Annotated in this window: 21 protein-coding genes; 16 read left to right on the plus strand and 5 right to left on the minus strand. The window is 61.1% G+C overall.

Going from position 1 to position 25688, the window contains the following annotated elements; genetic code table 11:
• Window positions 1-85 precede the first annotated feature (85 nt).
• The gene (gene eno / locus GRI47_RS04565) at window positions 86-1375 is read left to right on the plus strand and encodes a phosphopyruvate hydratase (protein ID WP_160660158.1); all 1290 of its coding nucleotides are present in this window, start codon (window positions 86-88) and stop codon (window positions 1373-1375) included.
• A gap of 9 nt (window positions 1376-1384) precedes the next feature.
• Here eno and ribH read toward each other — a convergent pair whose 3' ends face one another.
• The gene (ribH, locus tag GRI47_RS04570; protein WP_160660159.1) at window positions 1385-1807 is read right to left on the minus strand and encodes a 6,7-dimethyl-8-ribityllumazine synthase; all 423 of its coding nucleotides are present in this window, start codon (window positions 1805-1807) and stop codon (window positions 1385-1387) included.
• Window positions 1808-1811: 4 nt separating this feature from the next.
• A complete protein-coding gene (gene ribB, locus GRI47_RS04575) occupies window positions 1812-3056 on the minus strand; it encodes a 3,4-dihydroxy-2-butanone-4-phosphate synthase (RefSeq protein WP_160660160.1) in 1245 nt (414 codons plus the stop codon).
• A gap of 427 nt (window positions 3057-3483) precedes the next feature.
• Between ribB and GRI47_RS04580 the strand changes: the two genes are divergently transcribed.
• The 10 genes from GRI47_RS04580 (at window position 3484) to GRI47_RS04625 (ending at window position 15484) form a co-directional block, all read left to right on the plus strand.
• Window positions 3484-5034, plus strand: coding sequence for a class I SAM-dependent DNA methyltransferase (locus GRI47_RS04580; RefSeq protein ID WP_237452616.1), 1551 nt, complete (start codon window positions 3484-3486; stop codon window positions 5032-5034).
• 17 nt (window positions 5035-5051) lie between these two features.
• A complete protein-coding gene (locus GRI47_RS04585; RefSeq protein WP_160660162.1) occupies window positions 5052-6305 on the plus strand; it encodes a restriction endonuclease subunit S in 1254 nt (417 codons plus the stop codon).
• Window positions 6306-6513: 208 nt separating this feature from the next.
• A complete protein-coding gene (locus GRI47_RS04590) occupies window positions 6514-7140 on the plus strand; it encodes an NYN domain-containing protein (RefSeq protein WP_160660163.1) in 627 nt (208 codons plus the stop codon).
• Window positions 7141-7205: 65 nt separating this feature from the next.
• Complete coding sequence (locus GRI47_RS04595; protein ID WP_160660164.1) at window positions 7206-8969, plus strand: GmrSD restriction endonuclease domain-containing protein; 1764 nt, start codon at window positions 7206-7208, stop codon at window positions 8967-8969.
• Window positions 8969-12181, plus strand: a complete 3213-nt coding sequence (locus GRI47_RS04600) for an HsdR family type I site-specific deoxyribonuclease (RefSeq protein ID WP_160660165.1) — start codon at window positions 8969-8971, stop codon at window positions 12179-12181. The genes GRI47_RS04595 and GRI47_RS04600 overlap by 1 nt, the downstream gene beginning before the upstream one ends.
• A 319-nt stretch (window positions 12182-12500) precedes the next feature.
• Window positions 12501-12863 (plus strand): hypothetical protein, encoded by a 363-nt coding sequence (locus tag GRI47_RS04605; RefSeq protein WP_160660166.1) that lies wholly within the window; start codon window positions 12501-12503, stop codon window positions 12861-12863.
• Window positions 12860-13330, plus strand: coding sequence for a hypothetical protein (locus GRI47_RS04610; RefSeq protein ID WP_160660167.1), 471 nt, complete (start codon window positions 12860-12862; stop codon window positions 13328-13330). Before GRI47_RS04605 ends, GRI47_RS04610 begins: the two co-directional genes overlap by 4 nt.
• 285 nt (window positions 13331-13615) lie before the next feature.
• On the plus strand, window positions 13616-13987 hold the full coding sequence (locus GRI47_RS04615) for a hypothetical protein (protein ID WP_160660168.1): 372 nt from the start codon (window positions 13616-13618) through the stop codon (window positions 13985-13987).
• A 49-nt stretch (window positions 13988-14036) separates the two neighbouring features.
• Complete coding sequence (locus GRI47_RS04620) at window positions 14037-14375, plus strand: hypothetical protein (protein ID WP_160660169.1); 339 nt, start codon at window positions 14037-14039, stop codon at window positions 14373-14375.
• Between the two features lie 62 nt (window positions 14376-14437).
• Window positions 14438-15484 (plus strand): ImmA/IrrE family metallo-endopeptidase, encoded by a 1047-nt coding sequence (locus GRI47_RS04625; RefSeq protein WP_202387179.1) that lies wholly within the window; start codon window positions 14438-14440, stop codon window positions 15482-15484.
• Here the strand turns inward: GRI47_RS04625 and GRI47_RS04630 are convergent.
• Window positions 15472-16368: an alpha-glutamyl/putrescinyl thymine pyrophosphorylase clade 3 protein gene (locus GRI47_RS04630; RefSeq protein WP_202387180.1), complete on the minus strand. Its 897-nt coding sequence runs from the start codon at window positions 16366-16368 to the stop codon at window positions 15472-15474. The genes GRI47_RS04625 and GRI47_RS04630 overlap by 13 nt on opposite strands.
• Window positions 16369-16372: 4 nt before the next feature.
• The gene (locus GRI47_RS04635) at window positions 16373-17416 is read right to left on the minus strand and encodes a thymidylate synthase (RefSeq protein WP_160660172.1); all 1044 of its coding nucleotides are present in this window, start codon (window positions 17414-17416) and stop codon (window positions 16373-16375) included.
• A 484-nt stretch (window positions 17417-17900) separates the two neighbouring features.
• Between GRI47_RS04635 and dmeF the strand changes: the two genes are divergently transcribed.
• Window positions 17901-18878, plus strand: coding sequence for a CDF family Co(II)/Ni(II) efflux transporter DmeF (gene dmeF, locus GRI47_RS04640; RefSeq protein WP_160660173.1), 978 nt, complete (start codon window positions 17901-17903; stop codon window positions 18876-18878).
• 316 nt (window positions 18879-19194) lie between these two features.
• On the opposite strand, the gene GRI47_RS04645 is transcribed toward dmeF, so the two are convergent.
• A complete protein-coding gene (locus tag GRI47_RS04645) occupies window positions 19195-19356 on the minus strand; it encodes a hypothetical protein (RefSeq protein ID WP_160660174.1) in 162 nt (53 codons plus the stop codon).
• Between the two features lie 210 nt (window positions 19357-19566).
• Between GRI47_RS04645 and GRI47_RS04650 the strand changes: the two genes are divergently transcribed.
• The 4 genes from GRI47_RS04650 to GRI47_RS04665 are packed head-to-tail and all read left to right on the plus strand — an operon-like array spanning window position 19567 to window position 25678.
• A complete protein-coding gene (locus tag GRI47_RS04650) occupies window positions 19567-20766 on the plus strand; it encodes a TolC family protein (RefSeq protein WP_160660175.1) in 1200 nt (399 codons plus the stop codon).
• Window positions 20766-20957 (plus strand): hypothetical protein, encoded by a 192-nt coding sequence (locus tag GRI47_RS04655; protein WP_160660176.1) that lies wholly within the window; start codon window positions 20766-20768, stop codon window positions 20955-20957. Before GRI47_RS04650 ends, GRI47_RS04655 begins: the two co-directional genes overlap by 1 nt.
• 27 nt (window positions 20958-20984) lie before the next feature.
• Complete coding sequence (locus GRI47_RS04660) at window positions 20985-22514, plus strand: efflux RND transporter periplasmic adaptor subunit (RefSeq protein WP_160660177.1); 1530 nt, start codon at window positions 20985-20987, stop codon at window positions 22512-22514.
• 11 nt (window positions 22515-22525) lie between these two features.
• Window positions 22526-25678, plus strand: a complete 3153-nt coding sequence (locus GRI47_RS04665) for an efflux RND transporter permease subunit (RefSeq protein ID WP_160660178.1) — start codon at window positions 22526-22528, stop codon at window positions 25676-25678.
• Window positions 25679-25688: the final 10 nt, after the last annotated feature.

Below are 25688 nucleotides of genomic sequence, written 5' to 3' on the forward strand. Positions count from 1 at the left end.
TGATGTTGCAACGCAACTTGCGCGGCAATGTTCCGATGCATAGAGGGTCCGCGATCGATCTTTCCTCTGAACGGAGCCTCCAACCATGACAGCCATCATCGACCTGCACGCTCGCGAAATCCTCGACAGCCGCGGCAATCCTACTGTGGAGGTCGACGTCCTGCTGGAAGATGGCAGCTTCGGACGCGCCGCCGTCCCTTCGGGCGCATCGACCGGCGCGCACGAGGCGGTGGAATTGCGCGATGGCGACAAGGATCGCTATCTCGGAAAGGGCGTCCTGAAATCGGTCGAGGCGGTCAACACCGAACTGCGCGATCTCCTGATCGGCGCCTTCGATGCCGAGGATCAGCGCGATATCGACCAGGCGATGATCGACCTCGACGGTACGGCGAACAAGGGCCGTATCGGCGCCAACGGCATTCTCGGCGTCAGCATGGCGGTCGCGAAAGCGGCGGCGAATGCGCGCGGCCTGCCGCTCTATTCCTATATCGGCGGGGTGTCTGCCCATGTCCTGCCAGTGCCGATGATGAACATCATCAATGGCGGCGAACATGCCGACAATCCGATCGACATCCAGGAATTCATGGTCATGCCTGTGGGTGCGGACAGTCTCGCGGAAGCGGTGCGCTGGGGCGCGGAAATCTTCCACACCCTCAAGAAGGGCCTTTCGCAAAAGGGTCTGGCGACGGCAGTCGGCGACGAGGGCGGGTTCGCCCCCGATCTGGCGAGCACGCGCGCCGCGCTCGATTTCATCATGGAGTCGATCGGCCAGGCAGGCTTCACGGCGGGCGAGGATGTCGTCCTAGCGCTCGATTGCGCATCGACCGAGTTCTTCCGCGATGGGAAATACGAGATATCGGGCGAAGGCCTGTCGCTCGATGGTGAAGGCATGGCCGAATATCTCGACAAATTGTGCCGCGACTATCCGATCCGTTCGATCGAGGACGGCATGGCGGAAGACGACTTCACCGGGTGGAAGGCGCTGACCGACCGGATCGGCGATACCATCCAGCTGGTGGGCGACGATCTGTTCGTGACCAATCCCGATCGCCTGCGCGACGGGATCGGACAGGGTCTCGCCAATTCGCTGCTGGTGAAGGTCAACCAGATCGGCACGCTGACCGAAACGCTCGAAGCCGTCGATATCGCGCATCGCGCGGGCTACACCGCCGTGATGAGCCACCGCTCGGGCGAAACCGAGGATGCGACCATCGCCGATCTCGCGGTCGCCACCAATTGCGGGCAGATCAAGACCGGATCGCTCGCCCGTTCAGACCGGCTCGCGAAATACAACCAGCTGATCCGTATCGAGGAAGAGCTGGGCGACAGCGCGGTTTACGCAGGGGCCGCCTGTTTCGGGCGCCTGCGCGGCTGATTTCGCGCTCTAGGCGGCGAAACGCTCCGACAAAGCGAGGAGGGCGAGCGCGGCCTTGGCCGCCTCGCCGCCCTTGTCCTTCTGTGCCGGGTCGGCGCGGACCAGAGCCTGGTCCTCGTTCTCGACCGTCAGGATGCCGTTGCCGATGGCGATCCCGTCCATCGTCAGCGCCATGATCCCGCGCGCGCTCTCGCCCGCCACGATCTCGAAATGATAGGTCTCGCCCCGGATCACGACTCCGATGGCGACGAAACCGTCGTAGCGCCCCATCTCCGCCGCCATCGCGATGGCACCGGGAATTTCGAGCGCGCCGGGCACGGTCAGCACCTCGACCTCATGCCCGTCCGCTTCCAGCGCGGCGCGCGCGCCCGCGATCAGCTTGTCGTTGAGGTGGTCGTAGAAACGTGCTTCGACGATCAGGAACCGTGCCATTCGCTTACTCCGGGATCTTGTGGTGGCCGACGATATCGAGGCCATAGCCTTCGATCGCGACGAGGTTGGGGGTGGAATTGGTGAGCAGGATCATCTCGTTGACATTGAGATCGGCCAGGATCTGCGATCCGATCCCGACATTGCGATACTCCTCCTCCGCGCCGGAAGGGACGGGCGGGCCGGGCTGGGTGATGATCACGATGATCCCCGAGCCATGCTCGCCGACCGCTTCCATCGCGCGCTGCAAGGTGCGCTTGCGGGGGCCGGGCTGGCCCAGAAGATCGTCGAACAGCGAGATCGGATGGACGCGGGCCAGCGTCGGCTCGCCATCGATCACATGGCCCTTCTGAAGCACATAGCTTTCTGTGCCGTCGACCGTATTGCGATAGGTGATGAGGCGCCACTGGCCGCCATAATCGGACGTGAAGCTGCGCTCGCCCGTCCGCTCGACAAGGTGGTCCTTGCGCATCCGATATTCGATGAGGTCGCGGATGGTGCCGATCTTCAAATCGTGCCGCCGCGCGAAGGATACGAGATCGTCGAGCCGGGCCATGGTCCCGTCCTCGTTCATGATCTCGCAAATCACGCCCGAGGGATTGAGCCCGGCGAGGCGCGAGATATCGACCGCCGCTTCGGTATGGCCGGCGCGCACCAGCACGCCGCCATCGCGCGCAGTGAGGGGGAAGACGTGGCCGGGCGTGACGATATCTTCAGGGCCCTTGCTCGCATCGATGGCGACCGAAACGGTGCGTGCACGATCGGCGGCGCTGATCCCGGTGGTGACCCCATCCTTCGCCTCGATCGAAGTGGTGAAGGCGGTCTGCATACTCTCGCGATTGTCGCGCGCCATGGGCTCGAGCCCCAATGCGTCGACCCGCTTGCGGTCGAGCGCGAGGCAGATCAGCCCGCGGCCGTGAGTCGCCATGAAATTGATCGCGACCGGCGTTGCCATCTGGGCGGGAATGATGAGATCGCCCTCATTCTCCCGATCCTCGTCATCGACAAGGATATACATGCGCCCGTTGCGCGCTTCCTCGATAATCTCCTCGGCACTGACGAGGACCGGCGTCTCGTCATTGTCGGACAGGAAGGCGGCAAGCTTTCGCAAGGTTTCGGAGGTCGGATTCCAGCCTTCCTCGGTGCAATCGCGAAGCGTGTTCGCATGAAGCCCCGCCGCCCGCGCGAGGCCGGCCTTGCTCATGCCGCCATCCTGCACGAGGCGGCGGACCTGGGAGATAATGTCGCTCATACGAGCGTTAGATCACATCACGATGTGATTGTAAACCGAATGGGGCACATAGTGATGTGTCAAAGGCGTTCGAGCGCGACAAACCGTTGCGCACAGCTCGGTTGAACGATCAGAAAAATGGAGGAAGGTGGTGGACGCACTAGGGCTCGAACCTAGGACCCGCTGATTAAGAGTCAGCTGTTCGCCATTGTTTTCGTTGGATAATTTTCCCAACTGGAGCAACTTCTCCGCTAATAAGATCAATAGCTTATCACAAAAAATCCAACCGTGTGCAGCGTTCCCCGGGCGCAGCCCAAAGCGAATTGATCTGTCATAACCTGCGGCACTTCTCCTGCAACAGAACTGATCCTGCAGCATTCGGCGCTGGACCAAAATCATGCACGCACCTACCGCAATCTCAAAATCGATAGGCATGGAGGGGGCGAGATTGGGCAGACCATCGACGAAAGCGGGGAAGGGTGGCGACCTCGGGTTTGAGGCCGAGCTCTTCAAGGCGGCGGACAAGATTCGCGCCAATATGGAGCCGTCCGATTACAAGCATGTCGTCCTAGGCCTGATCTTCCTCAAGCATATTTCCGATGGCTTCATGGCCAAGCGCGCCGAACTCGAAAAAGAGTATCCGGAGGGCGTCGAGGACGAGGACGAATACCGGGCCGACAACGTGTTCTGGGTGCCCAAGCCCGCGCGGTGGGCGCACCTGCAGGCCAGCGCCAAGCAGCCCGGAATCGGCAAGCTGATCGACGAGGCGATGCTCGAGATCGAGAAGGTGAACCCTACGCTCAAAGGCGTGCTCCCGAAGGATTACGCCCGCCCTGCGCTCAACCCTGTCATGCTGGGCGAGTTGATCGACCTTATCTCCGGCATCGGCTTCAAGTCCGACGAGGGGCAAAGCCGCGATGTGCTCGGCCGCGTCTACGAATACTTCCTCGGTCAGTTCGCCGGGGCTGAAGGGAAGCGTGGAGGCGAGTTCTACACGCCGCGCTCGGTCGTTCGCACAATGGTCGAGATGCTGCAGCCGCATGATGGCCGCGTATACGATCCGTGCTGCGGATCGGGCGGCATGTTCGTGCAGTCGGAAAAGTTCGTCGAGAACCATGGCGGGCGCATTGGCAACATCGCCGTCTATGGCCAGGAGTCGAACCATACGACCTGGCGCCTGTGCATGATGAACCTGGCGGTGCGCGGGATCGATGCCGACATCCGCTGGAACAGCGATGGCAGCTTCCACCGCGACGAATTGCCGGACCTGCGCGCCGATTACGTGCTCGCCAATCCGCCGTTCAATGTGTCGGACTGGGGCGGCAACCGGCTGCGTGAGGACGCACGCTGGAAGTTCGGTATTCCGCCTGCGGGCAATGCGAACTTCGCCTGGCTGCAGCACATCCTGCATCATCTTGCGCCAGCAGGGACGGCAGGCGTGGTGCTGGCCAACGGCTCCATGTCCTCCACGCAGAGCGGCGAAGGCGAGATCCGGCAGGCGATGGTCGAAGGCGACGTCATCGATTGCATGATCGCCATGCCCGGACAGCTGTTCTATTCGACGCAGATCCCGGTGTGCCTGTGGTTCCTTGCCAAGGACAAGTCGAACGGGCTGGTCGGCGATGCCAAGCTGCGCGACCGGCGCGGTGAAATCCTGTTTATCGATGCTCGCAAGCTTGGCCATATGGTCGACCGCACCCGGCGCGAGTTCTCGGATGAGGATATCGCGCGGATTACCGACACCTACCATGCTTGGCGCGAAGGCAAGAATTACGAAGACGTGCCCGGCTTCGCTTATTCGGCGAGCCACGAAGAGGTTGCGAAGCACGGCTATGTCCTGACGCCAGGACGCTATGTCGGCGCCGAAGAAGCCGAAGATGACGGTGTGCCATTCACCGAGAAGTTTGCAGCGTTGCAAATGACCTTGGACCAGGAATTCGATGAAGGCGAACGGCTAACGAAGCTGATCAGGAGCAAGCTTGGGTCGGTTTTGATATGATGGCTGGGTGGGTAATTATGACCCTGCGCGAAGCGGGTGTCACACTGATAGATTGTGTCCATGCTACCCCCGCTGCTGTCGAAAACGGCTATCCTTATATTGGCATTCCACAGATGAAGGATGGTCGATTAGACTTCGACGACGCTCGAAAAATATCTGACGCTGACTTCATAAAATGGACGGTCAAAGCAAGGCCGCAGATGCACGATATCGTGCTTTCTCGCAGAACGAATCCCGGCGTTATTGCGCCTGTCCGTGATGACACGTCTTTCGCTCTCGGTCAGAATCTGGTGCTCCTGCGCGCAAGCGGTGAACGTGTCTCTCCCGGTTTTCTTCGCTGGCTGGCATCAAGTCCCCTCTGGTGGGATCAAATTTCCAAGTTCATCAATGTGGGCGCAGTATTCGATAGCTTGCGCTGTGCAGACGTTCCAAATTTTGAGTTGCCGGTGCCGCCAATTGCCGACCAAGAAGCAATCTCTGGGCTGCTCTCCGCCCTCGACGACAAGATCGAGCTGAATCGGCGGATGAACGAGACGCTGGAGGCGCAGGCGCGGGCGCTGTTCCGCGACTGGTTCGTCGACTTTGGCCCGGTGAAGGCCAAGATGGCGGGCGGCACCCCCTATCTCGCGCCGGACCTCTGGTCCATCTTCCCCAACCGCTTTGACGAAGAGGGCGCGCCGAAGGGGTGGAAACGCAGCACTATCGGTTCCAGTTTCAACCTAACGATGGGTCAATCCCCACCAGGCGATACTTACAACGACGACGGTGAGGGCTTGCCGTTCTTTCAAGGTCGAACCGACTTCGGCTTCCGTTACCCTGAAAATCGGAAGTATTGCGATGCGCCGAAGCGCGTTGCTGAGGCAGAGGACACCTTGGTAAGCGTGCGTGCGCCAGTCGGCGATATCAATTTGGCATGGGAGAAAAGCTGCGTGGGGAGAGGGGTCGCCGCACTGCGGCATAAGTCGGGATCGCTAAGCTTCACGTATTATTCCGCCGCAGCCCTTCGTTCGAAATTGGAAATCTATCAGCATACAGGAACGGTATTCGGCGCGATTAATAAGAAGCAGTTTGAAGCACTAGAAACTGTCGAGCCTGACGCGGCCGTGCTCAAGGCCTTCGACGAGCTAGCAGGCCCAATCGATCAGAAAGTTCGAACCAATGAAACTGAGTGCCGAACTCTGACGCGAACCCGCGACCTGCTGCTGCCCAAGCTGATGTCCGGCGAAATCCGCGTTAGGGAAGCGGAGCGTCAAATTGAGGAGGCGCTCTAAGGCCGACCTTCCGATTATCGCAAATTCATTGACCGGCAACGATTGGCGATTATATGGCGGCAGATATCTCCCTTGGCGCTTCGGGGCCAAGGTGCGCGGCGATCCTTCGGGGTCGCCGCTGCTTTATCAGGCCTCTAAAAAATTTCGCTTGTGTATCGCGCCAGATAATTCCTTTCTTGTTTAATCGCAGCACCCTACTACCATCTCCATGCGGACAAGGGTCTATATCGACGGCTTCAATCTTTATTATGGATGCCTGAAGGGGCAGCCGAATAAATGGCTGAACGTCCACGCGCTGTGCTGCAATTTGCTGCCAAGAAACCAGATTGACCGGACGCGCTACTTCACCGCGCAAGTCAGCTCCAGGCCCAACGATCCTGATCAGGCAACACGGCAGCAGACCTATTTTCGGGCACTTGCGACCGTTCCTGAAATAAGTATCCATCTCGGCCATTTCCTCACGCATGAAGTGAAAATGCCGGATGCAGCCGCATGGCGGGCCGGCAACTATCTCGCGCGGACGGTGATCAAGACGGAAGAGAAGGGCTCGGATGTCAATCTGGCTACCATGCTACTCGTGGATGCCTTCGACGATCTTTTCGACTGCGCAGTCATCATCAGCAACGATAGCGATCTCAAAGGACCGATTGAACAGGTCCGCAACAGATTTGGAAAGACCATTGGCCTCTTAAACCCGCAGAGGAATGTGAGCCAAGCGCTGAGACCGCTGGCGCATTTTATAAAGCCGATCCGCCCTGGCGCACTCGCAAATGCGCAATTTGCTGCCGGTCTGACCGATGCAGTTGGGCAATTTCAAAAACCAGCGAGCTGGTAAGGCATTGCGAGGGATCGGGATTTGCGCAAGTTTGCAAACTACTGGTTACGTAGCAGGGGGTGCGCGTGAGTGAATTGAAGACCTGTTTCAAGCGCGTCGATTATGACCTTTCCAGCCTGCTACATTTTATCGACGTTGGCGATATCGGTCTGCCGGATATCCAGCGTCCCTTCGTCTGGAAGAATGCCAAGGTCCGCGACCTGTTCGATTCCATGTATCGCGGCTTCCCGGTGGGATACCTGTTGTTTTGGGAGAATGCCGTCGAAAGCGGTGCGAAGCAGATCGGGCTTGATGAAAAGCAGCGGGATGTGCCCGCCCGTCTGATCGTGGACGGGCAGCAGCGGCTCACCTCGCTCTATGCTGTGTTTCGGGGCCAAAAGGTGCTCGACGAGAATTACGCTTACCGCCAGATCGAAATTGCCTTTCGCCCTAGCGATGGGAAATTCGAGGTGGCGGATGCTGCCATTCGGCGCGATCCGGAGTGGATCCCCAACATCTCGCAGTTGTGGTCATCGGGTGCTTCCAGCCGCAAGCTGGTGAATGGATTCATCGAAAAGCTGGGTCAGAAGGTGGAATTGAGCGAGGCCGAGGAAGAGCACATCGCGCACAATCTCGATCGCCTGTTCGACCTGCAGAAATACCCGTTCACGGCGCTGGAAATCGCGCAATCGGTCGAGGAAGAGCAGGTTGCCGACATCTTCGTCCGGATCAACAGCGAGGGGGTGAAGCTCAACCAGGCTGACTTCATCCTTACCCTGCTGTCGGTGTTTTGGGAAAAGGGCCGAACCGATCTCGAACAGTTCTGCCGGGCGGCACGGATCCCGGCGAAGGGTTCGGACACGTCCCCGTTCAACCATTTTCTCGAGCCGGACCCTGACCAGTTGCTGCGCGTGGCGGTCGCGTTGGCCTTCAACCGTGGCCGTCTGAAAAGCGTGTATCAGGTTCTGCGGGGCAAGGATCCGGACACCGGCGAATACGATCCACAGCGGCGGCAGGATCAATTCGACATCTTGGCGGAGGCGCAGGAGCACGTCCTCAACCTCAACAACTGGCACCAATATTTCAAAGCGCTGGTGGGCGCGGGCTTCCGGAGTGGCGAACTCGTTTCGTCCACCAATGCGCTGCTGTTTGGCTATGCCTTCTACCTGATCGGTAAGGTTCGCTTCGGTCTGGCCGAACATCAATTGCAACGCGCAATCGGTCGCTGGTTCTTCTTCGCCTCTCTAACCGGTCGCTACACCAGTTCGCCCGAAACCGTGATGGATGGCGATCTCGCCCGCATACGCGAAATCGATACCGGCGAAGCCTTCCTTTCGTGGCTCGACGGAGAGATCACCAGCGAGCTGACCAACGATTTCTGGCAGATCACCCTCCCATCGCAGTTCGACAGTTCGTCTGCCCGCAATCCGCAGCTGTTCGCATTTTTTGCAGCGCAGAATCGGCTGGGCGCACCAGTGCTGTTCTCGCACAAGACCGTTTCCGATATGCTGGACCCTACCATCAAGACGACAAAGAAGGCGCTGGAGCGGCACCATCTGTTCCCCAAAGCCTGGCTTGAAGCGCATGGCGTAAGCGACCAGCGGATGCGCAACCAAATGGCGAATTACGCTCTGGTGGAATGGCCGGACAATATCGATATCAGCGCCAAGGCGCCACAGGACTATGTGCCGCAGATCAGGCTTCGCTTCTCCGATGAGGATTGGGCCGAGATGCATAGGTTCCACGGCCTGCCCATTGGATGGGAGGCGATGCCTTACGACCAGTTCCTTGGGCAACGACGTGATCTTATGGCGGGAGTGGTGCGTCGCGGCTTCGAGAAGCTCGCCTAGTGGGCAAGTTCGTCGAAGACCACGTCGAGGAAGCGGCGCTCGAATGGCTCGGCGAGCTGGGTTGGACGATCGCGCACGGGCCTGATGTGTGTCCGGACAGCCCACAGCCTCTGCGCGCTGCCTACCAAGATGTGGTCTTGCTCGACCGTTTTCGCGATGCAGTCGCGCGGCTGAACCCATCAGTCCCTGCTGAATCGCGCGAAGAGGCCATGCGTCGCGTTCTAGCAAGCGAAACGCCATCGCTGGTAGAAGAGAACCGGCGGCTTCATCAATACTTGGTCGAGGGCGTGCCCGTCGAATTCTACGACGACGGCAATATGCGCGGAGACCGGGTTCGCCTGATCGATTTCGGCGGTAGCGACGGGTTCGATCACAATGACTGGCTGGCAGTGAATCAAGTCACGGTCATTGAGCAGGGACACAATCGCCGCCCGGACGTGGTGCTGTTCGTCAATGGCCTGCCTCTGGGTGTTCTCGAACTGAAAAACCCAGGCGATGAGAACGCAACCTTGTCCGGCGCCTTCAACCAACTCCAAACCTACAAGGCGCAAATCCCTTCGCTGTTTCGAACCAATGCTGTCCTGGTCACGTCTGACGGCATCAAGGCGCGAGCCGGTTCTCTGACTGCAGATGAAGAGCGCTTCATGCCCTGGCGTTCGGTCGATGGCGAAACCATCCCGCCTACAAGCGATCCCCAGCTCGAAACCCTCATTAAAGGGGTGTTTGAGCGGGGCAACCTGCTTCGCCTGCTGCGCGATTTCACAGTGTTTGGCGATACCGGCAAGGGGATTGTCAAAATTGTCGCGGCGTATCACCAGTTCTTCGCTGCTCAGAACGCCTTGTCAGCAACGCTTCGTGCCTTGCCCTATGCGACTGCTAGAGCCGATGGCTCGTTACGCGAAAATCCGCTCAACTTTGGTCTGGCAAGTCAGACGGAGCAGGCGCCGGGCGACAAGAAGATCGGGGTCATCTGGCATACGCAGGGTTCGGGCAAGAGCCTGCTGATGGCGTTCTACGCAGGTCTGCTCGTTCGCGATCCTGCATTGGAAAATCCCACCATTGTAGTCATCACGGACCGCAATGACCTCGACGACCAGCTGTTCGGCACCTTCTCCATGTGCAGCGATCTCATCCGTCAGAAGCCGGTTCAGGCCGACAGCCGCGATGATCTGCGCGTGCAGCTTGACCGAGCAGCGGGCGGGGTGATCTTTACCACGATCCAGAAATTCGCGGCGACCGAGGGCGCGGACGATTTCGCGCCTGTAAGCGAACGCCAGAACATCATCGTGATGGCGGATGAGGCGCACCGTTCGCAATACGGCTTTCGCGCGCGTATCGATCCGCGAACCGGCAAGCGGGCTTACGGCCATGCGAAATATCTGCGTGACGCGCTGCCCAACGCTTCCTTCATCGGCTTTACCGGAACCCCGATCGAAAAGGACGATGTGAACACCCCAGCGGTATTCGGCGACTATGTCGATATCTACGATATCAGCCGCGCGGTCGAAGACGGGGCCACCGTGCCGATCTACTACGAAAGTCGATTGGCGCGCATCGAATTGCCGGAAGATCAGGTGCCACTTATCGATGCTGAAGTGGAGGAACTCACCGAGGACGAGGCTGCCACGGATCAGGAAAAGCTGAAGGCTCGATGGGCCGAAGTCGAGCGTTTAGTGGGCTCAAAGGCCCGGTTGAAGCTCGTCGCAAACGATCTGATTGAGCATCTCGAACGAAGGCTGGAGGCGTTGGACGGCAAAGCAATGGCCGTTTGCATGAGCCGCCGTATCTGCGTGGCGCTCTACGACGAGATTGTTGCTCTTCGTCCGGAGTGGCATTCCGACGATGTGTCGCAGGGCGCGGTGAAAGTTGTGATGACCGGCAGCGCATCGGACCCGCAGGAATGGCAACCGCACATCGGCGGGAAGGCGCGCCGAGATGAGCTGGCTAAACGTGCCAAAGATCCGACTGACCCTCTCAAGCTCGTCTTGGTGCGCGATATGTGGCTAACCGGCTTTGATGCTCCGTCGATGCACACGATGTATATCGATAAGCCGATGCGCGGCCATGGTCTGATGCAGGCAATCGCACGCGTAAACCGCGTTTTCCGCGATAAGGAAGCAGGGCTTGTCGTCGACTACATCGGTATTGCCCAAAACCTAAAAGCAGCGCTCGGCATCTACTCCCCATCTGACCGTGAAAAGACTGGTATCGACGAGAAGCTGGCGATCCGGGTCATGCTCGAGCGGTTCGAAATCGTCAGCGCCATGTTCCATGGTTTCGATTGCGGGCCTGGAATGCATGGAACACCGAGCCAGCGATTGAAGTGTCTCGCCGAAGCGCTCGAGTGGATTTTGGCTCGTCAGCAAGATGCAGCGCAGAAGGAAGCAACCGACGAAGCAAGGAAGGCCGCACATCGACGCTTCCAAGACGCGGTTTTAGCCTTAAGCAAGGCTTTTGCCTTGGCGTCTGCGAGCGATGAGGCGAAGGCCATCCGCGACGTGGTCGCTTTCTATCAGACTGTGCGGGCCGCTCTGGTCAAAAGTAGCGGCGCGACCAAATCTCGGAAGGATCGCGAACTCGCGGTTCAACAGCTTATCGACAGATCGGTCGTCTCGACGGAAATTGTCGATATACTGCAGGCGGCGGGTATGGCCTCGCCAGACATCTCGATCCTGTCCGACGAGTTCCTTGCCGAAATGCGCGATAGCGAGCGGCCCAATCTGGCGCTTGAAGCCCTTAAGAAATTGCTCGCCGATAAGATCCGGTCCAGGTTACAAACGCACGCTGTCGAAAGCCGGAAATACTCCGAAAGGTTGACGGCCGCGATCGCGCGCTATCACACGAATGCGATCAGTACCGTCGAGGTGCTTCAGACGCTGATCGAACTCGCCAAAGAAATACGCGAGAAGCTGGCGCGCGGCGAAGAGGGAGGGCTATCCGACGAAGAGATCGCCTTTTACGAAGCGCTGGCGGATAATGAGAGCGCTGTCGACATCATGGGCAACGACAGTCTCAAGATCATCGCTGCTGAACTGGTCGAGAATCTCAAGGCAAACGCCAGCGTCGATTGGGCGCATCGCGAATCTGCTCGTGCGAGGATGCGCGTGCTGGTGAAACGCATCCTGCGCAAATATGGTTATCCGCCGGACCTGCAGGACGCAGCCGTGCAGACCGTGATTCAACAAGCAGAATTGCTCGCAGCTGCTTGGTAGCAATCGCGGGGAACCCGCACTGGTATGTCCCCGCGGAGCTAGCTCACGACCATTCCAGTTTGAAAAGTGTGACAACTGGGGAGACGTCCCCGGGGGGGGGTAGGAATCACCGCCCCCTGACGAAACAGCGAGTAGGAGGAGGAAGGAAGGGGGGGTGGTGCGCAACAAAGGGTTTTTCTGTCGAGAAACCCAAACGCGCCCACCCCCCCCCAAAAAAAACAGAAAGACGAGGCTCGTTGTGCAGCTGTCGATGCGTCAAATCAGGAGTGGGTCGCCCGAGTTGCGGGCCGCAGCTGCGGCAGCTCGCAGCGCGCAGAACTTGAAGACGCGCAAGGCAAACGAGCGCGAAGAGAGTATCGCTGAAAACGCCCGTCGGCGTCGTAAGCGGATTGCCCTGGAAAATCCAGCGCTGAACCTCGGCGTGCGTAGAGCTCGAACTCCTGAACAGGGGCGGCAGAGATGCGGTGCAGGCTCTGAAAAAAAGCATGTGACGACGTTCGTTCGCAGGCCGTCGCACCAGACACCAGTTATTCTGAAACCCGATGGTGCAGCGGAGGGCACAACTGATCAGATATCCCGCGGGAAGTCCGTCCTGCGGGATATCGTCTGGAAGACACAAAATTTTTTGGAGGTGGAAATGTCCCCGGATCGGGGGATGAAAATTCAAGGAAGATTACGATGAACGTCGAAGCCGAAAACCAGATCATGGCCCGCTATCTCGGTGCCATTCATCAGATGCTGCTGCGAGGCAAAGCGCTGAAGCCAGGACTTTCGCTGATCGCGGGAGATAGACGCACTCCGGACAATCCACTGCAGGTGGCAATGGCTGCAAAAGACAGCGACGAAGATATCGTTCACCTTGGGTTCGAAAGGATCAATGGCGAATATCGGTTCGTCGAACTGACACTTTATGCGCCTCGCGACGGCGCGACTCACATCATCTCAGGCTGCCGCCTTTATATTGGTGCGGGGAATGGTCGCGCTTTGGTCCTTCCGCCGATTGGCCAAAAAGGGAGCTTCCGGGCAAAAGCTAATGAAATTGTGCATTTACGGCGAGTGCCTTCGGACAGAGATCAAGGGATCCAGCGTGCGGATGAGCGGTTGCAGGCGTTGCTACGTAGTGCCGGGCAAACCTCGAACGTCAGCTAGGCGATCGCGAGACAAAAGGGGAGAGGCCGCGACGGTCTAGCGGTGGCGGCCTCTAAACTCTTTCATGGCATTATGGCTGCTATGCGCCCTAAATTCGGTCATCCGCGGGTTCGACAGCCTATCCACAAAGCCGCCTTTCGCTCAGAGGCGCCACTCAAACGAATGATGATTGTCGCCGACCGCCAGTCTGCAACGGACCGACATTGCTCTTTGACATCGCCGGGGCCGGTCGTATCAATGCATTGAGAGACCAGTCCTCGGTTTCTCACCGGGGGATCGGCAGGAATGTCGTCGGAGTTGAGTTCCTATCAGCGGCGGGTGGAGCAGTGGCTCGACGCTTGCTTCCCGCCGGCAGTCCGTTCCAATCGGGCGGAGAGAACCCATCGCTTCCTGGAAGAGGCGCTCGAGCTCGCGCAGGCTAATGGGTGCTCGCGTGATGACGCGCTGGCGCTGGTTGAATACGTGTTCGGCAGGCCGGTCGGGCGGCCTGATGAGGAAGTCGGAGGCGTGATGGTGACCTTGGCGGGGTTGTGCAGCGCATCGGGCATCAACATGGACGACGCCGGCCACCGGGAGCTTGAGCGAAATTGGGATCGCATCGAGACGATCCGCGCGAAGCAGCAAGCCAAGCCCCACGGGTCGCCGTTGCCGCAATGAGGGGCGGCGGCATAGCGATGCCCGTCTGCGGCGCGAAGACGAACGGAGCGTGCGCTTCTTGATCACAGTTTCGTTCCACGACCAGCTGCTCCACGACATCTGCACTGACCTTGATCGTGCGGAGCGGCAATATGGTCGAGTGGAGGCGCAGGCGCTCGTCACTTTCATTTCCGATGCGCACGCGCTCGATCACGCTGAGCAGTTGATCGACCTGCATGCCGGCGAGATCATTGTGCTGGACGACGATTCCCTTCGTGTCGACCTTAGTGCAGACTATCGCGCAGCCCTTGTAGTGGTCGGAACACGCTTTAGGAGAGCTGACGATGGCCGGATTCGGTGGGACAGTGTGATGAGGTTGAAGCTGGTGGAAGTGTCGAGGGTGCCTTGAGGGAAGCGCACGAGTTCATACCCGACTGGTTTTCGAAGCCCGGCGATTCGATACGGGCCCTCATGCAGCGGCGCGGTGTCGGTCCTGAAGACGTCGCCGTTCGTCTCTCAGGTGGAATGGCCTCGCTCCGCGGGTTGCTCGACGGGTCGCAACCGATCCAAGCTGATGACGCTAGCGCTCTAGCCGCATCGCTGGGCGGCACTGCGACGTTTTGGCTCAAGCGGCAGGAGAACTACGACGGCGCGCTGGAACGGGCGGTCGATCGCGCGTTCGCGACAGACGCCGACGACTGGCTCCTGATTCCTGTGCCGGGAGCGAAGCCGCGGGGGCGGATGTCGGAAGACACCCGCAGGTCCGAGGTGCGCCGCCGCCTGGCGTTCTTCAACGTCGGCACGATCGCGGCGTGGGAGACGCGCTACGGCCGGATCCGATCGGAAACCCTGTTTCGCACGTCTCAGGCATTCAGCTCGGATGACCACGCCGTTCTGATGTGGCTTCGTGAGGGAGAATTGAGCGCAGACATGGTTTCGACGCGTCCGCTGCATGTCGATAATCTGCTGGATAGGATGGAGGCGATCAGGAAATTGTCGCTCATCCGCCGGCCCGAACTCTTCCTGCCAAAGCTCAAGTCGCTATGCGCCGAGGTGGGCGTCGCCGTCGTGCTGCAGCGCGCGCCGCAGGGCTGCCGCGCGTCGGGCGCGAGCCGAATGGTCGCCTCGGACAAGGCGATGATCCTGCTGAGCTTTCGCGGCCTGTCTGACGATCGCTTCTGGTTCACCGTGTTCCATGAGCTCGGCCACGTCGTCCTTCATCGCGCGCAGACGTTCGTGGATAGCGACATCGACGCCGAGGCGCAGGATGACACCGAACGCGAAGCCAACGACTTCGCGTCGCGCTGTATCATACCCGAACGTCGTGAGGACGAGTTCGAGAGGTTATACGCGGCGAAGGATGCGGTCGTTCGGTTCAGCGTGTCGACCGGCGTCGCGCCAGGTCTGACCGTCGGGCAGATGCAGCACCGGCGGATGATCCGTCCCGATCAGATGAACTTCCTCAAGCGCCACTGGCGCTGGGACGACCTCGCGGCGCTATTCGATCAGCCGAGATAATGGACGAACTTGGCGGGGCTCTTCTGCCAGTTGCAAAGTGCGTCCTCCATAATCGCCATGCCGACCTTAAGCCGAAGGTCAAGGGCATCGAGCTTGCCCTGTATCGAGCCGAGGGGCGTCGCGGACTTGCGGGCTCCATTCACTAGTAGCCGCGCGCCGGCCTCCGGTCCCGTAGCGCCCTTTAAATAGGCCGACCCAGCTTCGATCGGGGCCAAACCGTAGCGTCCCACGAGCGACAGATAGTCGAACTTGCCGAGCCGCGCGAAGGTGCCGATCTTCATCTCTTTGTATAGATGGTCGAATATGACGTGCGGGTCATTGCCAGCGGCGTGGACGGCGTTCGCGAAGAACCCCGCATGTCCGGCTGGACCAATCCAAGCAAGATAGTCGGCAACCGTCTTGCGCATGGGGATCTGAGCATTCGGTCGTAGGCTCGTGTATTTCCGGTGGTTGCCGAACTTACCCCGTATCTGCTGCCAGTTGGCGTCGAGCCAGTCATAGAACGCGGCGGGGTTGGCCGTGACATTGGCCCAGTTCCATGTGCCGGTCCCCAGCTTGCCATAGACGTCTTGGAGACGCAGCCACTTGGATCCGACCGGGCGCGCGAAGTGGGTCATCAGAAAGATCAGCCAGCCAGCCTCGTCGATGTTGCCTTGCTGCATATGGTGGGCGACGGCGCGTTCCGCGTCAAAAGCCGAGCTGTTGGGATCAGCTCGCGCGGCCGAGACAGGCTTCGCCTGAACTTGCTCGTAGTAGTCTTCCCGACGCTGGCTGGCGACGAACTGCAGTGCGAGGGTTTCGATCGTCGCCTGATTCACGAGGCCTGCCAGCCCAAGGGCGGTCTTCGCGATCGTCAGCTCCGTTTCTAGACGCTTGCGCTCCACATCTCTACTTGGCCACATCGCCCGCGGTTCCTGATTCTGAATCGCCGACGGCCTTTTTGGCGGCGGCGCGGATCGGTAGATCCTTTCTCCCATCGACATACGGCTTATAGGATGCCGACGCCAGTTCACCGCGGATCTCTTCGAGCCGGCGAACATGCTCCTCCTTGCTGCCGGATTGGCGTCGCGACCAGAATACTTGCAGCAGGCGGACGATGTCACCCCAGTAAGGGTCGGACATTTCGCTGGCAGGTTTGACCCGTTGCCCCTCGCGCAGTCGGCCCTCGATCTCCAGCAGTTGCGGAATCAGATCGAAGGGGTTGCCGGTGGGCATCGGGGGCATGGCATGGACTTGCTGGACCCCCTCTTCGAGATAGGCGCGCATGTCCGGCAGATATTTCTCATAGACATGCATACTGCCGACATATTGATAGTATTCGCCGAGTTCAGCCTCGAGCCGCCGCGCCATCATCTCCTGGATCATTGTAAAGCAGAACACATCATGGGGCAGGCCCCAATAGGCGTCGTTCGATCTCAGCGTGACGGACAGGTGCAGCCGGTCGTCGCGTAGGTGGAACTGCAACGTGGTCGTGCAGGGAATCTCCTTGTGATCGGTCACGATATCCTCGGCGTTGAAGAGCTGGACGACCGCGCGTCTGGATCCGGGTTTTCGCTGCAAAAGTTGTTCGATGCTGTCGAACTGGTTGATCTCGCCGCGCATCGCCATGAGCCGCGGACCGTAGGCCCCTTCCAGGACGCCATCGACAGCGTCGTTTTCGTATTCGGAGACGTAGGGCTTGATGAAAGCCAGTTTGTCGGAGCCAGAGAGATACCACAGCAGCTCCCCCAACGCGCTGAACGGCTTCCCCCGGTTTTCAGATCGACTGATCCTCGCTCGTGGATTGGTGATCCGCAGCGCGACGCCTAGCAATTCGACAGTGCCACCGAGCTTGTCCCCACGGGTTCCGCCACCGTGCTGCCGCCCGTGCTTGTCGATGTCCTGATAGAGCTGATGCAGGACCGCATCCAGGCTTTCGCGCTCGATCTCCAATAGCCAGCACCGCTCACGCGGCCTCCCCTTCAACCGACTATGGAAAGGGATCGACGGAATTGTTAGCTGCGTCAATGAGCCTGTTGGGACCGAATTGATTTGAGCCGAAATCGAGGGTGTTCTTGATCATCGAAGCGACAGCGTGGCTTTTGTCTTCGGCCGCAATGAACGGACGACTGTTTTCCGGGACTCGATGGGTCTGTCACACCATGCAAAATTGGATCTTTGTGGCACAGCAGCCAGCTGGACGAATATCCGCTTTCCCCGCGCAATGCTCAATACCCGCCAGTCCGCAGTCGGCCCGTATTCTGCCGATCCTCAGGTCTTCTTGTAACGGCCGAATTTAGGTCGCCAGATCTTGTTGCCGATGGCGACTACTGGGTGCGAAGCGGAATGTGGGTGCGAAGCGGAATGACGGGTTTCGGGCATGCTCGACGAATAATGGGACGTTGCGAAGAAGGCGTTCTTCGCTACAAATCGCCTTATGCATCACGACCATAAGCACGCTTCAGCCCATTCCCACAATTTTCTCGGCTCTTCGCATGATAAGCACGCGCGGCGGACGCATTGGGTGGTCGCCCTGACGGCAGCCATGATGGTCATTGAGATCGCTGCCGGACTCTGGACAGGATCGATGGCGCTTTTGGCGGACGGAATTCATATGGCGACGCATGCGGGCGCGCTTGGTGTCGCCGCATTCGCCTATTGGTATGCCAAACGCCATGTCGGAAATCCGCGTTTTACCTTCGGCACCGGGAAGGTCGGCGATCTGGCCGGGTTCGCAAGCGCGCTGGTTCTGGCGATGTTCGCTATCGGCATCGCGGTGGAATCGTTCCAGCGTCTCATTGCTCCGGTCGGTGTGGCCTATGCGGAAGCGATCTGGATCGCCGTGCTGGGATTGGCGGTGAACCTGGCTAGTGCTTGGCTTCTTGGTGCGGACCATCATCACGATCATGAACATGCGCACGGCCACGGCCACGGCCACGGCCATACGCACGGGCATGAGCATGCGCATTCGGACAACAATCTGCGGTCGGCTTATCTGCATGTTCTTGCCGATGCCTTGACCTCAGTGCTCGCCATCATCGCGCTGCTCGCGGGCCAGTATCTTGGATGGCGCTGGATGGACGCCGCTATGGGGCTCGTTGGTGCGATCGTGATCGCGCGTTGGTCGTGGTCGCTTATGCGGGACACATCTGCGGTCCTCGTGGATGCCACCGCTTCACCCGAGCAATACGACGAAATTCGCGAAGCCCTCGAAGATGGAGACGCGTCCGTCACCGACCTGCACGTCTGGCGCGTGGGCCCCGGGCAGTTCGGTGTCATCGCTGCTCTTGTAGCAGCGGAGCCTTTGTCGTCCGAAGCCTATGCGGATCGCCTGTCCATTCATGAAGAATATGCTCACATCACCATCGAGGTTCACCGTTGCCAAGGACGGCATCCCATTTTGAGGGCCGCATGACCCGATCGAAGTAAACGGGCGCCTCGAAGGGCTGCTTTCAGGCGGAAATCGAAAAAGGTTCGATGTCCGTAATTAGGCGCCAAAGCCGAACGTCCGCTTCGCTCATTTCCTTGTCAGATCCGGACTGTCAGCAACCGGCCCACTTTCTGCCGGTCTGCAATGCGCCTCAATCCCGGTCATTCGCGGATTGCAGTTGAGACGCCAAAAGCGGACGATCAGCGCACCGAAGAAAATCACCGGCATTGCGTTGCGGGCTCCTGCCGGTTATCGCAGCAGTGTGTTCCGACTTCTCACCCTCGTCCTGCTTGTAAGCGCGCTAGTCGTGCCGCGTGCGGCTTGGGGTGCGCATTTGAGCGGGCATGAGAATCTGAGCTCGGTTGGTGCCGTGCACTCGCACCACGACGATCACGATCATGAACATTCGGCGACTGGCGAAGCTGATGCCGAACAGGATGATGCGGCGGGCGATCTGACGCACGATCACAAGCCGGCCTTCGCCGTTGGTGGAGACATACCACTGCCGGAGATTTCGCCGGTCAGAGCCGTGATCGGTGAACGGTCGGCAATAGGCCCGACGGAACTTCGCCTGAGGGTGCTTTCACGCCTGGATTCCCTCTTGCGACCGCCCCGCGCGATCTGACGTTCCTGCCGGGCGGCTGCCCGGCTGTCAGTTCACGCGGAGGAATCCATGCCCAAATTGCGGATGCACGATGCATCCATTCCCATTGCTATTCTGTTGTGCGCCATGCCCGTTGCGGCGCAAACGCAGAACGTTGTTGACGAAGATGCGGCGATCGGGCGTGCCCTAGCGCGCGAAGGCATTTCCGCTCGTGACGATGCCGAACGCGCGGCTTCGGCGGCTGAGATCGACGCCATCGGCCCGCGTGACAATCCGATTGTCGAGCTGTCGCGCGAGGGCGCAGGCGGTGAGAACGAATACCAGCTGGGCATCGTCCAGCCCATCGACCTGAATGGGCGGCGCGGATCGCTCCGCGATGCTGCACGCGCCGATGGTCTCGCGACGGAAGCCGAGATTGCGCGACGTCGCCAAGTGTTTGTGGCCGAAGTGCGCCAAGCCTATGTGCAATGCGCCGCTGCGAGCGCCCAGCTCGACGTCTGGCAGCGCTATACCGATGAATTGGCCGAGGCAGAGCGGGTCTCCACAGCGCGCGCCGAGGCAGGCGATACCGCCGTTTACGACGTGCGCCGGGTGCGGGTCGAACGTCGGGCCGCCGAGGCGCAGCTGGCTCGGGCGCGCGGCGATGTCGCTGCCGATTGCGCCGCGCTGGCATCGCTCACCGGAATCGCAGACCCGCAGGTCGAACGCGAGGCCATCACGCGTGTTGCAAGCGCAGCGGAGCCCGGCGAGCGCGCCGATCTTATCGCCGACGAGCGCCGGATCGAGGCGGCGGAATACCGCGTTCGCGCTGCCGACCAGGCGCGGCTACCGCAGCTTGTCGTGGGCGCTGGCGTGCTGCGCCGGGATGATGGGATCGACACCGCCTATGGGCCCGTCGTTTCCGTTGGCGTCACCGTTCCCTTATGGAACGCGGGCTCGGCTGCCGTGCGGCGTGAAGAGGCCCGTGCCGCCGCGCTGGAATCCGAGCTTCTCCTTGCCCGCCGCCGGGTTGAAGCGGAGCAGAATGCCGCGGCAGCGCGGCTTGCTGCCGCGCGCGACGCGGCCGTGACTGCCGCCGGTGCGCGCGAAGATGCCGGACGCCTCGGGACTATTGCCGAAACCGCCTACCAGGCGGGAGAGATCGGCGTCGTGGAACTCCTCGACGCCTATGAAGCCGCGCGCGAGGCCGACCTGTCGGTGATCGCGCTCGCAACCGATGCGGCCCTTGCGGCCGTCGAATACGACCTAGCCATTGGAAGGACTTACTGATGAAAAAAACGATGATGCTTGCCGCCGTTCCGGCAATGTTTGCCCTGACCGCGTGCGGCGAGACCGCGAGCGAGGACACCGCTGAAACCGAAACGGCGGTGCTGGACGACGACAACGATGCTCCTGAGCCGGTGGCCGAACCCGTCGCCGAGGAAGAGCCGCACGACGAATCCGTGCCGCACGAACATTGATAGCCTGACCTTTCGAGTATCCTGACCATGACCCGATCCCGCCTGCTCGCAGCTTGCCTCGCTGCCCTCCTTCCCTTGTCGCTGGTCGCCTGCGGCAACGGTGCCGATGCGCCCGCCGAAGAGGCGCATGGGCACGGAGGCGGCGGGATCGTGGTCACCGACTTTACCGAGACGACCGAATTGTTCGTCGAATACAGGCCTTTGGTCATGGGCAAGAACCGCCGGTTCGACGCGCACCTGACCTGGCTCGACAGCTACGATCCGGTGACCGACGGCACCCTGACTGCCGAACTGACATGGCCCGACGGATCGACCGATACGGCGGAGGCCGGGCCTAGCGATGTCAAAGGAATCTTCCGCCCGCTGCTGACCGCTTCCAAGAGCGGCACGGCACGGCTGCGGCTCGTGCTCGACAACCCGCGCGGTGTGTCCTCACACGATCTTGGCGATGTCACCGTCTACGCCACCAGCGAGGAAGGGGCAGAGGCGGCCCCACCCGAAACCGAGATCGAGGGCGCTATCGCCTTCACCAAGGAAGTGCAGTGGCGCATTCCCTTCATGACCGCACCCGCGACGATGGAGGAGCTTGCCGAAACCGTGCCGGTGACGGTGGACGTGCAGATGCAGCCCCAGGCCGAAGCCATCGTTTCCGCGCCTGTCGATGGCATCGTGCGCGCGCCGCGGGTCTATTCTTCGGGCAGCTTTGTCCGCCGCGGGCAGACGCTGGCGAGCATTTCCTCGACCCTTGGCGGGGGCGAAGATGTCGCGACGCTCGAGTTTGCGGTCAACGAGGCGTCCATCGCGCGCGACGCCGCGGCGCGCGAGGTTGCGCGAATGAACAGCCTGGTAGAGGCGGAAGCGGTTCCATCCCGACGTCTCGACGAAGCACGGACCGATCTGCGGCTCGCCGAAGCGCAGCTGCGTTCGGCGCGGCAGCGGCGCAATGCCGTTGCTGGGGGCGGATCCGGTGTGCCCGTCGTCGCGCCGATTTCCGGAGAGATCCTCGAAAGCTCGCTCGTCCAGGGCAAGGGTGTGCAAGGCGGCGAACAGCTTATGCGCATCGGCAATCCCGCTGCATTGTGGCTGGTGGCGCGTGTTCCCGAAAGCCTTGCCGCGCAGGTTGGCAGTCCGCAGGGCATCGACCTCACCCTGCCGGGCGAGACCATCTCGCTCGGACGCAGCGATGTATCGCTGGTCCAGCGCGGGGCGGCTATCGATCCAGCCACCCGCACACTGCCCGTCATCTTCGCATGGAACAGCCGCGCGGTTCGTCCCGGGCAGCGGTTGCAGGGCAGCCTGCGCACCGGAACCGCGACCAAGCGGTTGACCATCCCGGCAGGCGCAATCCTGAACGAAGGCGGGCAGGACGTCGTCTACGTGATGCTGGGTGGCGAGACCTTCCAGCGCCGCGCGGTGACTGTCCTCTCGCGCAGCGGTGACCGCGTCGCCGTGGAAGGCCAGATCGAGGCCGGCGAACGCGTGGTATCGCAAGGTGCCTCGGCCGTGCGTGCGGCGGCGGCAACGCCCGGCGCATTCGGCCACGGCCATGCACACTGAGGGGCCGGACAATGCTTGAACGTCTCGTCCGCTGGAGCCTCGAAAACCGCGTCGCGGTCTACGCCATCGCGCTGCTATTGACGGCGTTCGGCGCGTGGACCGCCATGCGCACGCCGGTCGACGTGCTGCCCGACCTTACCGCGCCGACCGTCACCGTGGTGGTCGATGCGGGCGGCTATACGCCGACCGAGGTCGAGCAGCGCATCACCATCCCTCTGGAAACCGCGCTTAACGGCGCACCCGGCTTGCGGCGTATCCGTTCAAACAGCGCGACCGGCCTTGCGGTCGTGACGATGGAATACGACTGGTCCACCGAGCCGGAGCAGGCGCGCCGTGTGACCGCCGAACGGCTCCAGACTGCGACCGATGAACTGCCCGACGATGTTCCGCCGCCGCACATGACCCCGGCGAGTTCCGTGATGGGCGAGATCATGTTCGTGGCCATGCGGTCCGACACGGCAAGCCCGATGGAACTCAAATCCACCGCCGACTGGATCGTGCGCCGCCGCGTGATGTCGGTTCCCGGCATTGCCGAGGTGATGACCATCGGCGGAGACGAGCGGCAGGTGCAGTTGCTGGTCGATCCGGCGCGGCTGTCGGCGCGGGGCATCGGCCTCAATCAGGTGGTGGAGGCGATGAGCAGTGCCAGCGCCAACCAGAGCGCGGGCGTCGTCGTCGAGAACGGCCAGGAATTGCTGATCGAAGGCGTAGGTCGTGCTGCCACCGCGGAAGAATTCGGCAATGTCGTGGTCGGTGAGACAGGTGGCCTTCCCGTGCTGGCGCGCGAAGTGGGCGAAATCCGCATCGGCGAAGGGCTAAAGCGCGGCACCGGGGCATTCAACGGCGAACCTGCCGTGATCCTTGCCATCCAGAAGCAGCCCGGTGCCAATACGCTCGAGCTGACCGACCGGCTCGATACCGTATTTGCCGAGATCCAGCGCACCCTTCCTGAAGGCATGGTGCTGGAGACGCAGGTCTTCCGCCAGTCGGACTTCATCCAGCGCTCGGTAGACAACGTGACGACCGCGCTGATCGAGGGACTGGTCCTCGTGGCGATCATCGTCTTCATCTTCCTTGTCAGCTGGCGCGCGACTGCGGTGGCGCTCGCGGCGATCCCGGTTTCGGTGGTGAGCGCGATCATCGTCATCAATTCAGGCGGCGGCACGATCAACACGATGACGCTGGGCGGGCTTGCCATTGCGCTCGGCATGCTGGTCGACGATGCCATCATCGTGGTCGAGAACGTGGTCCGGCGATTGCGACTGGAGCGCGAGAAGCCGGAGGGAGAGCGGGAGAGCGACATTAAGGTAGTCGCTGCCGCCACCAGCGAGGTGCAGGGCGCGATCATCTTCGCGACGCTGATCATTCTTCTCGTCTTCCTGCCGATCTTCGGCCTGACGGGCATCGAAGGCAGGCTGCTGCAACCTCTTGCGCTGGCCTATGGCGTATCGCTGCTGGCCAGTCTCGCCGTGGCGCTCACGCTGACCCCGGCGCTCAGCTACGACCTGCTCAGCCGCAAGCCGGAAGATATCGGCAACGAGCCGAAATGGGTCATCCGCATGAAGAGCTGGTATGATGGCGTGCTGTCGCGCTGGCTGGACCGCTGGAAAGTGCTTGCCATCGCCTCGCTGGTGATGGTCGGTGCCGCCGGAATCGGCATCGCTTTGGCGGGCCGGTCCTTCCTGCCCGAGTTCAACGAGGGCTCACTGACGGTCAACGTCACCACGCTGCCCGGCACCAGTCTGGAAGACAGCGACCGGGCTGCAAGTGAGGTCGAGGCTGCGCTGTTGTCGCAGCCCGAAGTGCTGACCACGGCGCGCCGGACCGGCCGAGCGCCGGGCGATCCGCACGCGCAGGAAGTCTTCGCGTCTGAGATCGAGGCGACGCTTGCCGAGGACGGCCGCGATCGCGAAGAGCTTGTTTCCGCCCTACGGGGGGCCGTGGGTGCGGTGCCCGGTGTTCAGGCGATATTCGGCCAGCCCATCGGTCACCGGATCGATCACATCCTCTCCGGCGCGCGTGCCAACATCGCGATCAAGGTCTTCGCGCCCGATACCGACACGCTGCAGACGATCACGACGCAGGTGGAAAGCGCAGTTTCCTCCATTCCCGGCGCCGTCGACGTGCAGAAGGACACCCAAAGCCGCGTGCCTTACCTCCGCGTGCGCCTGCGTCGCGCTGATCTGGCCAATTACGGGCTTGCCGTGGAAGACGTGACGGGCGCGATACAGGCCGCCATTGCCGGGGCCGAAGTCGGCCAGCTTGTCGAGCGCCCGGTCATCACCGATGTCGTGGTGCGCTACGATCCGGCGCAATACAACGATGCCGGACAGATGGAGAACATGCTGCTCGCCGCGCCCGACGGACAATTGCTGCCACTTGCCGCGGTGGCAGATGTCGTGCGCGATCAGGGGCCCAACGCCATCACGCGCGAGAGCGTCGAGCGGATGCAGCTGGTGATGGCCAACGTCTCCGGCCGCGATCTGGGAGCCGTGGTCGAAGACGTTGAAAGCGCGCTCGAAGGTATCGATCTCCCGCAAGGTTCGCACATCGAACTCGGTGGGCAGTTCGAGAGCGCTGCGAGTGCCACGCGAACATTGCTGGCGCTTGGCCTGATCGTGCTCGTCGGCATGTTCCTGCTGCTGCGCCAGGCGTTCCGATCCTCCAACGATGCGGCGCTGGTGATGATCAACCTCCCCTTAGCGCTGGTAGGCGGCGTTGTCGGATTGTGGCTGACCGGCGGGGTTCTGTCCGTGGCGACAATCGTCGGCTTCATCACGCTGTTCGGTATCGCCACGCGCAATGGCGTGATGATGGTGACGCATATCAAGCACCTTCAGGAGGTCGAAGGCGTCAGCGATCTGGCGGAGGCCGTTCGGCGGGGCGCGGAGGAAAGGCTCGTGCCGATACTGATGACGGCTATCTCCGCCGGGCTGGCGCTCGTCCCGCTTGCCATCGCCATGGGCGAACCGGGGAGCGAGATTCAGGCGCCTATGGCCATCGTGATCCTGTGCGGCCTGACGAGTTCGACTGTCCTCAACATGCTGGTGCTTCCCGCCATCTACCTCAAGGTGACGCGGGATGGATGGGGTGTAGGCCGATTGCGCGACAGGATACAGCGTGGCGATGATAGCACCGTTACCAAGCCAGAACCGGCCAGCTGAGGAGAAGGCG

The sequence above is a fragment of the Qipengyuania pelagi genome (genome assembly GCF_009827295.1).
Taxonomy (GTDB): Bacteria; Pseudomonadota; Alphaproteobacteria; order Sphingomonadales; family Sphingomonadaceae; genus Qipengyuania; species Qipengyuania pelagi.